At 64.4% G+C, this 14299-nt stretch carries 12 protein-coding genes and 2 pseudogenes; 6 read left to right on the top strand and 8 right to left on the bottom strand.

The features are described from left to right. Positions 1-92 precede the first annotated feature (92 nt). From L3i22_RS30645 to L3i22_RS30665, 5 genes are all read right to left on the bottom strand, one after another. The gene (locus L3i22_RS30645) at positions 93-1013 is read right to left on the bottom strand and encodes an SMI1/KNR4 family protein (protein WP_255657288.1); all 921 of its coding nucleotides are present in this window, start codon (positions 1011-1013) and stop codon (positions 93-95) included. Beyond that, on the bottom strand, positions 1000-1407 hold the full coding sequence (locus L3i22_RS30650; RefSeq protein ID WP_221320981.1) for a YbaB/EbfC family nucleoid-associated protein: 408 nt from the start codon (positions 1405-1407) through the stop codon (positions 1000-1002). The genes L3i22_RS30645 and L3i22_RS30650 overlap by 14 nt, the downstream gene beginning before the upstream one ends. A 445-nt stretch (positions 1408-1852) precedes the next feature. Continuing rightward, the gene (locus L3i22_RS30655) at positions 1853-2326 is read right to left on the bottom strand and encodes a hypothetical protein (protein WP_255657289.1); all 474 of its coding nucleotides are present in this window, start codon (positions 2324-2326) and stop codon (positions 1853-1855) included. A 334-nt stretch (positions 2327-2660) separates the two neighbouring features. Beyond that, positions 2661-3887 carry a hypothetical protein gene (locus tag L3i22_RS30660; RefSeq protein ID WP_221320983.1) on the bottom strand — a complete coding sequence of 409 codons (1227 nt, stop codon included), beginning with the start codon at positions 3885-3887 and terminating at the stop codon, positions 2661-2663. Between the two features lie 223 nt (positions 3888-4110). After that, positions 4111-4425 carry a hypothetical protein gene (locus L3i22_RS30665; RefSeq protein ID WP_221320984.1) on the bottom strand — a complete coding sequence of 105 codons (315 nt, stop codon included), beginning with the start codon at positions 4423-4425 and terminating at the stop codon, positions 4111-4113. Between the two features lie 224 nt (positions 4426-4649). Here L3i22_RS30665 and L3i22_RS30670 point away from each other — a divergent pair, with 224 nt between their 5' ends. From L3i22_RS30670 to L3i22_RS54685, 3 genes and pseudogenes are all read left to right on the top strand, one after another. Next, entirely contained in the window at positions 4650-5540 is an 891-nt protein-coding gene (locus L3i22_RS30670; RefSeq protein ID WP_221320985.1) for a hypothetical protein, read from the top strand. Positions 5541-5762: 222 nt separating this feature from the next. After that, positions 5763-6659, top strand: coding sequence for a tyrosine-type recombinase/integrase (locus L3i22_RS30675; RefSeq protein WP_221320986.1), 897 nt, complete (start codon positions 5763-5765; stop codon positions 6657-6659). Between the two features lie 354 nt (positions 6660-7013). After that, positions 7014-7109: pseudogene (locus tag L3i22_RS54685) on the top strand (hypothetical protein); the annotation flags it as partial. Positions 7110-7901: 792 nt separating this feature from the next. Here L3i22_RS54685 and L3i22_RS30685 read toward each other — a convergent pair. After that, positions 7902-8981 (bottom strand): hypothetical protein, encoded by a 1080-nt coding sequence (locus L3i22_RS30685; RefSeq protein WP_221320987.1) that lies wholly within the window; start codon positions 8979-8981, stop codon positions 7902-7904. A gap of 557 nt (positions 8982-9538) precedes the next feature. On the opposite strand from L3i22_RS30685, the gene L3i22_RS30690 reads away from it, so the two are divergent. Beyond that, a protein-coding gene (locus tag L3i22_RS30690; RefSeq protein WP_221320988.1) for an IS5 family transposase occupies positions 9539-10344 on the top strand; the annotation gives its coding sequence in 2 pieces (ribosomal slippage) (positions 9539-9869 and positions 9869-10344; 807 coding nt in all). 294 nt (positions 10345-10638) lie between these two features. Continuing rightward, a pseudogene (locus tag L3i22_RS30695) lies at positions 10639-11875 on the top strand (IS110 family transposase). A gap of 128 nt (positions 11876-12003) precedes the next feature. Here L3i22_RS30695 and L3i22_RS30700 read toward each other — a convergent pair. Beyond that, positions 12004-12582, bottom strand: a complete 579-nt coding sequence (locus L3i22_RS30700; RefSeq protein WP_221320989.1) for a hypothetical protein — start codon at positions 12580-12582, stop codon at positions 12004-12006. Positions 12583-12801: 219 nt separating this feature from the next. Beyond that, the gene (locus L3i22_RS30705) at positions 12802-13170 is read right to left on the bottom strand and encodes an Imm10 family immunity protein (RefSeq protein ID WP_221320990.1); all 369 of its coding nucleotides are present in this window, start codon (positions 13168-13170) and stop codon (positions 12802-12804) included. Between the two features lie 490 nt (positions 13171-13660). Here L3i22_RS30705 and L3i22_RS30710 point away from each other — a divergent pair, with 490 nt between their 5' ends. After that, positions 13661-14143 (top strand): FHA domain-containing protein, encoded by a 483-nt coding sequence (locus L3i22_RS30710; RefSeq protein WP_221320991.1) that lies wholly within the window; start codon positions 13661-13663, stop codon positions 14141-14143. Positions 14144-14299 lie beyond the last annotated feature (156 nt).

The following is a 14299-nucleotide window of genomic DNA, read 5'->3' on the forward strand; positions in this document are numbered from 1 at the left end:
GCCGGTCTCGGGCTGCCAGTCCGCGCGCAGCTTCGCTGGCAGCGCCGCCCCGGCCAGGTCCGGCCGCACCGCACGGATCAGTCCGTCGGCGCTCAGATCTCGGCGACCTCCCGCAGTACGGCGGCCGGCTGGCGCAACCCCGCCCAGAACGCGTCCCAGTCGTCGGCGCACCGGCGCAGCAGGCGGGCGCAGATCTCGGCCGGGCCCAGCCGATCGTCGTCGCGTGGATCGTCGTCGTCGAGAAACCACACGCTGCCGGTGTCCGGGCCGGTCAGCCGCAGCGCGAGCAGGCCGCCCTGGACGAAGCCGACCGGCAGGAACTCGGGCGTGAACCGGTCGGCGAGCCACTGCGGGGCGTAGGCCAGATCTCGGTACGGATCCTCGGCCCCCAGCCCGAACAGCGGCTGATCCATGACAAACCCGCAGGTCGGCAGGACCGCGGGTGCGGCGGGGCCGGCGCCGTTGCCCTCGAGCAGGAATCGCTCGTAGGCGGGCGGAAGGTCGTACGGAAGCAATCGGCGGACCTCGGCCAGAATCTCTGCCGGAACCGGCTCGCCCGCCTCACGTGCCATCGGCGCCGGAGCGGCGTCGGTCCGCACACCGGTCCCGGGACGTCCCGCCAGCAGGGTGCGCGTGCCACCGCCGTGCCGGAATGCGCCGTGCAACTCGATCGGGACAAGCACGATCCGGCGGGCCGGACCGTCCCCACTCACCGGAAGCCGCGCCCAGCACCAGCCGGCCGGCGTCCGATCGGAATCACCGAGCGGATCCGCGCCCTGCAACCCCAGGTTCGCCGCGAGTACATCGAAGACCCGCTGCTCGTCGGCGGTCAGCTCGGCGATCGGCGGCGGCAACTCGACCACGGCCCGCGCGTACAGCAGCCAGTCCGGGAAGCCGTACGGGCCGATCAGAACACCCTGCCGGAACCGGACGTGCAGCGAGGCGGGGCCGGGGTGCAGCACGCTCATGGCGTGCCCGGCGCCCGGCATCACCGGCCGGTCAGTCGTCGGCATCCAGCGCCCGCTTCAGGTCGCCGTCGTGGTGGCGCATCAGCGTGCGCACATCGAGCGGACGAGGCGTGCCGGGCGGCACGATGTCGTCGAGCGCCGGCAGCTGGCTGTCCACGATCTCCTTCGTCTGCTCGATCGCCTTGTCGACCGCGACCCGGGCGGTGGCCAGGATCGTCGCAGCGAGCGCGCCCGCGTTCGGCGTCCGGTAGACGCGTGGATCGATCTTCAGGTCGATCAGCTGGCCCCGCGGCCCGACCACCACCGTGATCATCCCGTCAGACGAGGTAGCCGCCGCAGTCACGGCCAGCACACGCCGTTGCGTCTCGGCCGCGTCACCGACCGTACGGCGAAGGTCGCGGATGACACTCAACAACGCGGACGGGTCGACGTTGCTCATCCCTCGGCCACCTTTCCAATCCCCGGTGACCGCACACTATCGCTTGGCCCGGGCATCCAGCCGTTGCCCAACCGCAACAGCCGCTGCCCCGCTACCCCGGGCCACTGCAGAGCGCGCAGTACCAGACACCACGACCGACGCGTCCGGACCGGTCGCCTGAATATCCTCGCCGCCAACCACCTCATCGATGCGCTATACCTCGCTGCCCGGCGCTCTCGTGCGCCGAGGGGCCGGGCAGACCAGATGGTTCTGGTATGCCACGACTACCGCCCGGGTGCGCTGATGGACACATCGCCTCGGTACCGCGGGGATCAAGGTTGAGTCCAGCACCCACTTAACTGCCGATGAGATTGCTTTGCGCACGGTGAACAGACTCGAGTTTCCCTACGTCGTAGGTGCCGACTCTCGAGGCGTCAACGTTATGGAAGTCGGAACTCGATGACCTTCAGAAAGAACCGAAGAATCGGTCCCACCACCTGGGCTCACCGGAACCGTGGAAAAGCAAGGGAGTTGCTCCGTCATAGTGATTCGCAAGAATCTCTTCCTGGATCGCGACGTACCCCGACCCGGAAAGAGCTTGCTCTACCGTTTCAAGGTCACTCGCGGCGAGGGCACCTTCAGCGTGGGCTTCATCCGTGCCCAGGAAGGCGCCCTGGTTGTCGGCCGCCACCATGGCCAACGGGTGGAACCTGCTCACTAGGACAACGATCCGCGTCCCGCAGACTGTAGCTTGCGCCGGCACTTCGATTCGCCCGTACTGAGCAGAATCCTGGATGTCTTGATCGATCTCGCAACCTATCGAAAAGCGAGAATTAATCTGCATGACCAGACGGCTGGATGAAGCTGCAGTTCGGGTTTCATCATAGTTAGATGGGAATTCCCCCCATTCGGGATCATCCAGCTGATGCAATATTTCCATCGGACTTGTATCTCTTCCCATGATCCACCAGCTTCCGATGATGCTGCATCCGGGTTCGCTGAGCCAACTCTTCAGATGCGGAGCGTACCGAGGCCACCGATTGGTGCATGGCTGAGCGCCCTCTTCTGCCGCTGTCCGGGCTGGGGCCGGCTGCCGTCGCGGCCGGCGGCCGACTGTGATGGCCCGGCGTCTTGTCGTGCCGATGTCCGTGCATGTGATCTCGACGCGGTCGAGCGGATCGTCAGTCCTTGTCGGCGGTTCATGCCGAGGCCGAGAAGGCTGGCTCAGGTCAAGAAGTAGACCCTCCGGATTCGTGGGTTACCTCTGGTGGGGCTTACAGCTGTTCCGTGCGCGTTCGTAGTGCTTCGGTCAAATCATCATTGGCCGCTTCGAAGCGGCTGTCGGCGGCCGCGAGGCCCGCTCGGTCGGTGAGCGCCTGAGCCAGCAGTGCCGCGCCGGCAGGGTCGCCGCTGTCGTGACATCGGCGAGCAGAGACAACGCTCTCGTCGAATACCGACGCGCATCGCTGAGCCCACCTCGTACCGCTGCGCCACTCATCGCGCACCGCAGTTCGAACTGCCAGTTCGCGACGCATCAAAGCGAGCTCCGGCTGGCTGGTCAGCGCGGCGGCCGACCCGGCGATCGCAGCGGTCTCTGCGCTGTACGTCTCCCGTAGGTCAGGTGACCAATCGGTGATGCTCCAGCCGAACGCCGGCAGCGGGCCCTCGGAGTCCCGCTCGCTCGTGACGCTCGATGCGGCCAACAGTGTGCTCCACAGGCTCGACTGGTAGCCACTCCATACCTTCCGCTCGCCGCCAGCCCGCACGATGCTGCCGAGGACCGCTAGGGCGTCCCGCTCCACCTCGGCTGCTGCCTGCCCGCAGCCGTCAGCGCGCAACATCCACGCCTGATACACCAGCAGATGAACCAGCACCCGCTCCTGCCCCTCGCCGCGGTCGACGAACTCCCGGTCGACCTCGATCGCGTCAGCGAGGACCGCGTGGGCCTGCTCAAATCGTCCGGCCGCATGAGCCTGAGCGACGAAGCGGATGATGCCCCACAGCTGGCCGCTCCAGGTGCTGCCGTCAGCTGGGCGCTGCTGAACCATGAGCTCTGCGCAGGCATCGGCAGCCTCGGCATGCCGGCCACTTTCAGCCAAGCAACGCGCCCACACCGCGAGCCCAGGCAGGCTTCCGTCATCCGCCCGCCGAGCCAATCGCCCTAACTCGGCGCACACATCGAAACCCTCGGCCCGCCGACCCGCCTCGTACAGCGCAGATTGGTAGCTGTCGAGTACCTCCACGTACCTCCGGACGTCACGCGCGGACGTCAACGGAGACGAACGCCCAACCGTCACCGCTTCTTCGAGCAAAGCCATCCGGCCCGTACGAACATTCCAGCTGCGCTTATGCAGCTGGCCCGCGAGCCTCAACCCGTACACCTGCGGTTTCCATGCCGCCAGGATCCGGTACGCCTGCACCATCTCAGCGGCTGACGCCCGGCTCTTGACCAGAACCGCTTGCGCCCAGGCGACCTCGTCTTGATCAACCTCATCCGACATCACGAGCACCGTAGCTGACCGCCGTACAACGGAGTACGCGCGCCATCTCGCGGACAGGACTTTGATGGCAGACCTGCTGTCAACGGGCATCCGGCGCATGCGCGCGGATATGCCGCGAGTTGCGCGTCACGGAGCGTCAGAGGCTGCCGTGGCGACCGGGGTCCGTTCCTGCCGCATGGCGCGCTTCTCCAGCAGCCCGCGCCACCGTCCGGCAGCCAGGTACCTACCGGGGACCGGTGACGTCGCTTTCAGGAACGCGAAAGACACCGCGGCCGCGTTGGTCCTGGATGTGGAAGTGCAGCCGTACGAGGACGGACGCGGAGCCGGCAGCGTCCTGATCTCGTTCCAGCACGTCGCACGGAACATCGATCTGGGAAGGGATCTCCGGCTCGGTAGCTGGTAGCTCATCTGAGAGAAGAACGGGCACCTTCTCGATGATGGCGGTCGTGGTCCCGTCCGCCTCGCGGAGATGCACCTCGATCCACCCGGGCCATTCGGCGTCCACCCAACGCACGAACTCGACTTTGACGTAGTTCACGCGGCATATGGTCAACTGCGCAGCGTCGCGCGGCAACATCGTTCACTCAAGGCCGTACTCAACTGCCGCAGGTAGCTCTCCACCCGGCAGCGGAGAAGCCTTACAGCGGCCTTCGCCTTCGTAACGTGCAATGGAGCCGGGCGGCTGGGCGCGAGGCTGCTGGAGCTGGACATGCTCGGCGACCGCCGCCGCGCCGTTGACGGACGCCCGGGTAGCCTCCGCGGATGACCGCGAACGTCCACCCTTTTCAGACCGTGCACGTCGGCACCCGGCGCGCCGAGATCGACGAGCTGCTCGCGCCCGTCATCGAGGCGATCTGGCAGCATGACCTGGTCACATTGACCAGCTGCCAGGACGCCGGGCAGAGCAACGCCGACTGGGTCGACGTCCTGCCGCACATGGCGGGCTATGTCGAGTCACGCCGCGGCTGGGCGTTCATCGACTTCCCGCAGGACGACGGCCTGGAATTCCTCACCCTCCTCGCCAACGCCGGGCCCCGTGACGCGTTCTACACCCGCATGACCCACTGGGCCGCCCCGTCGGCGTGGGACGTCAAGATCAGGCCGCGGGACGTGGCCATGCAGGACTGGCCGCAGCCGTCCCGGTTCACGACCACCCTGCTGCAGGTTTGTTTTCCCGTCACCGACCTGCCCGAGATGCTGCGCCGCCTACAGGCCGGCCAGATCGTCCCGCCGGCTCCCGCGGACTGGACCACTGTCGGCCGCTCCCGCCCGTCACCGGTCACCTTCCCTGACACGCCGCCGGCGCCGTCGACGCCGGTGATCCGCGCGGTCGAGAGCACCGGCGACACCTGGGACGATCCCGACCACAACACTCTGGACCGCCTGATCGCGGACCTGAACCTGCGGTGGCGCCACCTCGTCCTGGAACGCCGGGATCTGCCCGGCGGCGAGCACTACCTGCAGATCTACCTCAACGACGACCACAGCTTCCAGGTCGAGTTCCGCGAAGGCGGCGCGGACCGCCACTACCGCGCCTACCTCCCGATCGAGCCGGAGGGCGATCTCGAGCCACTTCTCGACCTGGTTCACGCCTGGTCCACCGATCGGCCCGGCTGGCGCGACACCCTGCAGTGGTACCCCCTGACCGCCTGAGCAAGTCGGCCGACGGTAATTCGGCCGGTAAATCTCACCACGGCGGCTCGGCGTCTGATCACCGCTTGCAGCGGCCTCGATCACCGGGTTGAGGTCGACGCCATGCGGGACTAAAACAAGACGGTCACGTTCACGCCGGCGCGCTCATCTGCCGCTCTGAGCGTGCTGGCGTTCATCGTTGATGGTGACGCACCGTGGTGCATGACTACCTTTCCCACCTCCATGTCCGATGTCGTCGCCTCCGATCAACTCGGCGTGCGGGCCGCAGTGTCCGCTTTCCTGGGCCGATACCGCGGCCAGACCCGTGTGCACACCGACTCCGACCTGCGCGTCTTCCTCCGCTGGTGCACCGACCGGGACCTCAACCCGCTCACCTTGTGCCGGGTCGACGTCGAGCGGTATGTGCGCTGGCTGCAGGAGATACGCCGGTACCAGCCCTCGACGGTCTCCCGGCGGCTGTCGGTCGTGGTCGGCTTCTACCGGACCTGCGTCATCGATACCGTCCTCGAACACTCCCCAGCCGACTACGTCCGCCGCCCCACCGTTCCTGCTGAATCACAGACCCTCGGGCTCGGACACCTGCAATTCGAGGCTCTGATCACCACTGCCCGGCAGTCCACCAACCCGAACGACTTCGCCTTGATCGCGCTGCTGGGCCTGCTCGGTCTGCGGATCTTCGAAGCCTGCGGCGCCAGCATCGCCGACCTGGGCGAGGAACACGGCCACCGTGTGCTGCGCGTCCACGGCAAGGGCGGCAAGGTCGTACTCGTCCCACTACCGCCCGCGGTGGCCCGAGCCATCGACCGGGCCGTTGAGGAACGCCCCAGCGGACCGATCCTGCGCAACACGATCGGCGCCCGGATGGACAGGCACGCCGCGACCCGCCGGCTCAAACACCTCGCCGCCACCACCGGCATCTGGATGCCCAGGATGCACCCGCATATGCTGCGCCACACGTTCGTGACCACCATGCTCGACGCCGGCGTCAGTCTCCGCGACGTGCAGATCGCCGCCCGGCACGCCGATCCCAAGACCACCATGCGATACGACCGGGCACGCAAGAACCTTGACCGACACCCCAACTACATCCTCGCCGCCTACATGGCCTCCGGTACATAACAGCGACCGACCAGAGCGAGCGACTCTGCCGATGAGAGTGCGTACGAGCCGCCTTCTCGATGCACTGGCTACGCCTACGGCAGATGACGAGACGAGCAGCAGGATCCTGCGCATCACTCAAATGTCTTCCCTTGTGTAAGGCGGCGTGCTAAACCGTCTGCATGTCACTGAGGTCGTTGAACCATGCCGGCGGAAAGCTGCTCTATTCGGTGGGGCGGCTCGATATCATGTCAGGTCAGGGTCAACACCTTCTCAAGGTCAGCACCGAGGTCAGCGCCGATTGGCTTGCTCAACAAAGCGATACCGCGCAGGTGCTGGTAACCGGCGAGGTCTGGTGCGCCAACGCTCCAAGCGCGCCCTGGCTGGGTGCGCTCGTGCCCCAGGTGCAAACATTTCGACTGTTTACCACCAGCACCTGGTTCGCAGTGCAGGTCACCGACGACCAGCTGATCGCGCTAGACAAGGCACGCGACAACAAGACCCTCGACTTGCGTGTCGACGTCAAGTCGACACTCTTGCACCCCGGCGACGGTTTCTACCCTGTTGCGGAGGACCAGTTCACCGCCTCCGTCGACGAACCGGAGTGGACGAAACTGCTCGATCGGGTGGGCGTGCTGACTGGCTTCTTGATCCGAGTCGCCGGCCCATTCCATGGCCAAGCCACCTACGCTTCCCAGCCGCACGAGGAAGACCAGGCGTCATTGACCCAGGCCATTGCACGCCTCCGACAGGCACGGGCGGAGCTGGCGGAGGGGCGTTGGGAGGCGTGCACCGCAACGTGCCGGCGGGTCCTGGAGAACCTTCAAAGGATTGCTCAACCTCTGCCGACCGCCAAGTCCATCAGGACTGCGCCGGATCCGGAAAAACTCAACGAGGATGAGCGATGGGCGGCCCTCTTCTATGCCGTCAAGGCACTGACACAGCCCGCCCATCATGATGACCACACGACGCTGGCCTTCACTTTCACCCGTGAGAAGTCCGAAGCTGCGCTCGCGGCAACGGCAAGCCTTCTAAACGTCTACACGGCGGGTTAGCCTGCCAATCGGACTTGGCGCGATCCGACAGTCAACCCTCGATACTCGGCGCGCTACCCAAACCGGCAGCCGTCGCTGTCGAAAGACTCTAATTGGATGACGACATGCGCGCTGTTGATTGAGCTATCCCAGATACTCATCGCTCCCGGATTACTGAGTTGCCGAGTTGAGTACATCCACGAAAGGGCCTTCGGATCGAATATTCTTTTCAGCTTCCTCCGTCTCCGGCGGCAGGTTTTTTACGGAAACGGTCGCCCTCCACGACCTTCTCATCAAATGGTCGTTGGGAAAGTCGAGAGACGGTCGCCCACATTGCGCGTTCATCTTTCAGCGTGGCTGGAAGCGTTAGGCCTAGTTGGTTGGCCAGCGAGGAACGACCCAGGTTGACCATTGCCCGAGTAGCAGCGGCCCAGTCGTCGACAGCAATGACAGCCACGCTATACCACGCGACCGCCAGCAGGAGCAACGTGGCGATCGTTATCATCAAGACCAAGTAGCGGCTATCGCCCGCAATCAAGGCCCCGAATCCGACAAGGGCAGTAAACAGGTGTCCGTATAGCAGGGCTATTAAGAAATCAACCGTAGTGCGGGCCTGATCAACATGCTTGCGACTTTGTTCGGGTGCCGCAGCGGATAACTCGTACCAAAGGGCCTGGGAATCAAGCCTATAGCGGTTATATCCATACTCCTCTAGGCGGCGCATGGCATTCCCCAGACGAGTCGGCGCCACTTGGTCGTCCGCTACGGGGTAGCGGCGAACTTGCTCGCGCAGGAGACCTAGCTGGCTTGCGCCTCGCTGAAGGTCTGAGTTCCGGTAGGGATCGAGACGGCGGTCGCCCTCGGCCGCTGTAAGACGGTTGACAAGTTCCTGTCGGAGCGGATCTCCCTTATCCCTTAGCGGCTTTAATTCGGCATAATCGAGTCGCCGCTCCAGGATCTGCTTGCGAGTCAGTTGCCTCTCTCGCGCGCCACGGAGAAACGCTGCTAGCCAGGCACGCGGCGTACGGTGGGAGCGCCCCGGTGGCTGCCAGCCGATGTAGCCCTCCAGCAGCCGGTAGAGTTGCTTTTGTAGGGTAGCGAGTAGAAGTCCGAGCACGACCGCGCCGGCTACGACTATAAAGCCCTGATTCGTCGGATCTAGCTTGACAAACCAAGAGACCGACCCGGCGGTTCGTATGCTTGGCAGAATTAGGTAGCCGAGGACGAGCAAGTTGATCGCGGACGGCAAAATCCAGCCTACGAGAAGCGACCAACCACCCCCGAGCACCCCTTTTACAAGATCACTCACGGCACGCCCATCAAGGCTCGGTCGGGAAGTCGGGGCCGTCAGGGGGTCCTTGCGTCTGGTACAACCGGCCTAGCAGGCCAGGCAGCAGCTCAGCGTTGGACCGATCGACCTGGATGCTCGTATTTCCGACGGAAATCCTGGCCATGGTGTCGTTCGGCATTCGCCGGAGCCAGGCGACGATGACCTCTGCCGCGGCAGAGGATGTACGAAGGCTGAGGTCGAGACCAAGGTGGTCCGGCGCACTTAACCGAACCGACACTGCCACGAACTCCCGAAGTGCCGCCGCCAGTGAAGCAAAAGCATCTTCAGCAGGGCTGACGACCTCGATATCGACGGGATGCTCAGGTTCTCTTTCGGCGTTCAGTTCCTGCCCCTTCGTTCTTTTGCAGCCAACCGAGCACGTCGCGTGCGGTCGAGTTTAAGTCGACTCTCCTTTATAGCGGAACTGGCTACATGCTGGCGGAACTTCGCTGAATTTTCTTAAGAGTCCCTAACACGATCTGCTGAATCGATGATGATCAGCACTGCGAACTGAAGATCAGTCTCGTTCGTTCGTCGTGGGCAGGCCGTGGGTCGTTGATGACGAGTTGTGGAAGTTGATCGAGCCGGTCCTGCCGGCGTGGCCGGAGAAGCCTCCCGGGCCGAGGCCGATCCCGGATCGTCTCTGCTTGCAGGGCATCCTGTTTGTGCTGCATACCGGGCTGGGCTGGGAAGACCTGCCGCAGGAAGTCGGCTTCGGCTCGGGGATGACGTGCTGGCGGCGCCTCGAACGCTGGACCAACGCGGGGGTCTTCGATCAGGTGCATCAGATACTGCTGGCCAAGCTGAACGCGGCGAACCGGATCGACTGGTCGAGAGCGGCGATGGACGGTAGTCACATCGACGCAAAAAAGGGGGTGCCGGGACAGGTCCGTCGCCGGTCAATCGTGGCAAGCCCGGCTCGAAGCACCACCTGATCTGCGACGGCAACGGGACCCCGATCTACGTGCTGACCAGCGGCGCGAATGTGCCGGACATCAGCCGCGCTCTTGATCTGCTCGACTGCTATCCGCCGATCGCCGGCCGTCCGGGCCGCCCTCGCCGCCGCTTCGAGGTCTTGCTGGCCGACAAGGGCTACAGCAGTGAGGCCTTCCGCCAGGCCTGCCGCGAACGCGGCACTGAGCCGATCATCGCGAAGCCGAAGACGCCCAACATCAAGGGTCTGGGCAAGCTGCGTTACGTCGTCGAGCAGACCTTCGCTCTGCTGCACCAATTCCGCCGCCTGGCCGTGCGCTGGGAGCGCCGGCTCGACATCCACGACGGCCTCGTCAGCCTCGCCTGCGCCATGATCTGCTGGCGACGCTTGATCAAATGGACTAGTTAGAGATCGCGTTAGGAGCTCTAAGGCACGCATGCTGCCGGCCAACATCAACGCGCTCTTCTAATAGGTTCCGTCAGCCTGTGGGTGCAGGATGGCTCCAGTAGCGGCTGGCGGGTCAGCACTCCACTCTTCGGACCCTGTTGAGGTCTTGCCGCAGACCGTGCGCCCGTTGGTCGTGAGGAGATGAGACAGCTGATGAGATGACGTGCCCCACGGCTGTGGTGAGCACTTGGCTATTAGATCGCTGGCGTCTCCTCCGTGCTGCTACCAGGCAGTTTCGGGTGTGGGAGGTGCGAGATGATCTGGATAGGTGACGACTGGGCCGAAGACCATCACGACGTCGAGATCCTCGACGAGGACGGGCGGCGCCTGGCTCGGGCTCGGCTGCCTGAGGGCCTGGAAGGCATCACCCGGCTGCATACGTTGATCGCGGAGCATCTGCCAGCGTCGTGGTCAGATCTGGAACCGGTGCAGGCGGCAGGGAGAGTCGGGATTGGGATCGAGACTGATCGCGGCACCTGGGTTCAGGCGCTGCTCGCAGCCGGTTATCAGGTTTATGCCATCAATCCGATGTCGTCGGCCCGGTATCGAGAGCGGCATTCCACCTCGGGTGCGAAGTCCGACGCCGGGGATGCTCACGTGCTGGCCGAGATCGTGCGTCTGGACCACGACCACCACCGGCAGGTCGCTGGCGACAGCCCGACCGCCGAAGCAGTGAAACTGCTGGCCCGGGCTCATCAGAGCCTGGTCTGGGATCGCACTCGCCAGGTCCTGCGACTGCGGTCGGTGCTGCGGGAATTCTTCCCCGCCGCCCTGCAAGCCTTCGACGACCCTGGCTGCCAGCGACACCCTCGAACTACTCGATCGGGCTCCCGACCCGGACCGGGCTGCCCGCCTGCCCCGGCTGACCATCGTCGCCATTCTGCGCCGGGCCGGACGCCGCGACCTCGACGGCAGGGCCACCACGATCCAGCAGATCTTCACAGCGCAGCAGCTGCGCCAGCCGCGGCCGGTCCAGGCCGCCTACGCCGCGATCGTGTCCAGCCAGGTCCAGTTGATCAACATTCTCAACATCGAGATCGCCGAGCTGGGCCGGGTGATGGGCGACCATTTTGGCCGGCACCGGGACGCTGACTGCTACCTGAGCCTGCCCGGCCTCGGGCCAGTACTCGGCGCCCGGATCCTCGGCGAGTTCGGCGACGACCCCCACCGCTACGCCGACGCGAAAGCCCGCCGCAACTACGCCGGCACCTCACCGATCACCCGCGCTTCCGGCCGCCGCCGGGTCGTGCTGGCCCGCTACGCCCGCAACCGGCGCCTCGCCGACGCCGTCCACCAGTGGGCGTTCTGCGCCATGCGCGGATCACCCGGCGCCCGCGCCTACTACCAAGCACTTCGCGACCGCGGCACCGGCCACCAAGCCGCCCTGCGCCAACTCGGCAACCGCCTCGTCGGCATCCTCCACGGCTGCCTCAAAACCAAAACCGCCTACAACGAAGCCACCGCCTGGGCCCACCTGCAGCCCACCGCTTGACATTCAAAAACATGGGATGTCTGCCGCCGACAGTGCCCTCCGCACCTAGGAATTCCGGCGGTGCCGAGCCGGTACGGTCCGGCGATACTGCGAAGGGCCGGGAGGATGATGTGTCTCGTGGCGTTGTCTCAGGGTATGGACGCCACGGTCTCGGCCGCTTCATCGGTGACCAGAAGCTGCCGGTCCGGCTGCAGTCGGACGCTGTTGCTATCGAAGACGGCTCGAAGCCTCGCCACGCTATCTCGCCACCACGATTGAGGCGGGACACCTAGGAATTCGACATCGAGAGTCAACCGCACCGCAATATCGAGGTCGTTCCAGACCAGTTCGTCACCGACGATTTCGGCTGTCTCTGGCGGTCTGCCGTTGCGGAGTACGACCACCGTCATGGAGGAGCTGAGCTGGCGCCACCACATTCGCTCGCGGATCAAGTCTTCTACTGGCCGCGGCTTGGCGACAACGGGCCAGCTCAGCCGACCTCCGGTGACCGCGGCCGAGAGGTCACCGTCTCGATGCAGCGTCACCATTACACGAGGCTTGGGCGCGGCCACGTATTCCAGAAGACCGGCGGCCGTCCAGGCCGCGATCACCAAGGGCCAATCCTCGGCCGAATAGTCCCCGAAGTACATCGTTGGCCGACACGCAACGGCTTCGCGAAGAGTCAGAGACCTCACGTCGGTGGCCGAATATCTGCGGTAATCATCCACGCGTCAATCATGGCACCTATCGAGCAGCATCCGGATCTGCCGCCGAGCGTGCGGCGCATTGACGGAGGGCCGCCACGCAGTGTCATGCCGACCGAGTTGGCCGGCGCACGCTCGTGCCGAGGAGAGTGCGTCAGCCGCGAGGGGCTGGATCGCTGAAATGTCTCCGCGATTACTGTCTAAAGCCGCTAAGGGCAGGAATCTCTGAATTTCTGCCCCAGTTCACGACTTGGGGCAGTCCATCGCGGAAGGCCGCGAGAGAATCACCATCAACGTCGAGCTTATGGTGCTGACTTCAGCTAGTCCGATGGTCGCGGAGGCGTCTGGCGATATCGTCAAGGTTAGATCCGTGCCAGCCAGCTTCGCTGAGCGGAGCCCACCGTAATGGGTTCGGCCATCGCCCGTGGTGAGGCAGTAAGTGTCAAAACCTAGTCGGACGTCCTGCTCATCGGGCTCGTAGTCAGTGCGTTGAAACATCAGCGCAAAGCCCGACCCATCGGGCTCTTCGGCGAAGCCCGCCTCGACCACCTCATCCGCGTCGTCGATCTCGAACCCCGCAACCTGAGCAACCACTACCCTGCGACTCTGCATCCGGGACTCCCGCTGAACCGTCACGCTGCCTTATGGCCAGCGCCATCTGAACCAGAACATCATGGCGCTGCCGATCTGGTGCTGCACTCGAGAGAGCAGGGCTCCAGAACGCGCCGATCGGCCGCACTCAGTGCACGGCGGACCACCGGGACCCGTCACGCGATGTAAGCGTCAGCCCGGCTCGCCGGCTGCGCGCTCGTGCCGATGTGAGTGTGTTGTTGCGCTGGCGGGATACGGCACTCCCTACGACCGTCGACGCAATATATTGACTGCTGCTCTTGCTTGTGCGGCAGATCGGGATTATGCGTTCCAGCATCGTGGCTCTGTCCGTCTAATTTAGGAGGTAGGCGACAAAACGTGACAAGCATCCCTCGCGGTATCACGATCTGGGCCTAACCCGGCTGCATGAGCCGCTAAGCCTGTCATGCTATTTACCGTTTCGCGCGTGTGACGCCTTGTGCCGGTTCGTTCCATGGTGGACCATTCTCTCATGGGCGCATTTCAAGTGATCGCAACGGCGGCCCTGGCTGCCGCCACTGGAATACTAACCGCGTTGATCACCGCTCGATTGCAAGCCCGAAACGAAATTCGCAAATGGGAACGCGAGAAAGCGATAACACTCTCCAAGCTGATTGCGGAAGACCTTACCAAAGGGATGGCGCTGGCCAGCCAACTCGCTACGTCATACATTCGCGACAGTGCAGGTAGGAAGTTCTTCTTCGCTCCTGGAGCAAGGTTGATCGTCGGCCGCGACCCTGAAGCCGCAATAAGATTCGATGACGAAGACAGCATGTCTAGGAAGCACGCCGCATTTGAAGTGAGAAGCGATGGAACCTGGCTGACGGACTTGCACACCGTTAACGGCACCATTGTCAACGGACAGAGGCTCAGTCAGGGGGAATCTGTTCGACTGAATGATGGCGATACAATCCGATTCTGCCGAAATTCTGTTGTGAAGTTCCATGACCTATAGAATTCGCTGTCCTCGTGTCCTAATATCACTTCAGCGCCTAGCGACTGGCCCTGCCGCCAAACGCGCGGTCAGCTCTGCCGAGATTCCGGTTCCGCAAATCCGCCCAACGTTGGCGGTCGACCCCATCTGCCGCGATCCGTGAAGCGGCGGCGCCGC

Source organism: Actinoplanes sp. L3-i22 (assembly GCF_019704555.1).
GTDB lineage: Bacteria > Actinomycetota > Actinomycetes > Mycobacteriales > Micromonosporaceae > Actinoplanes.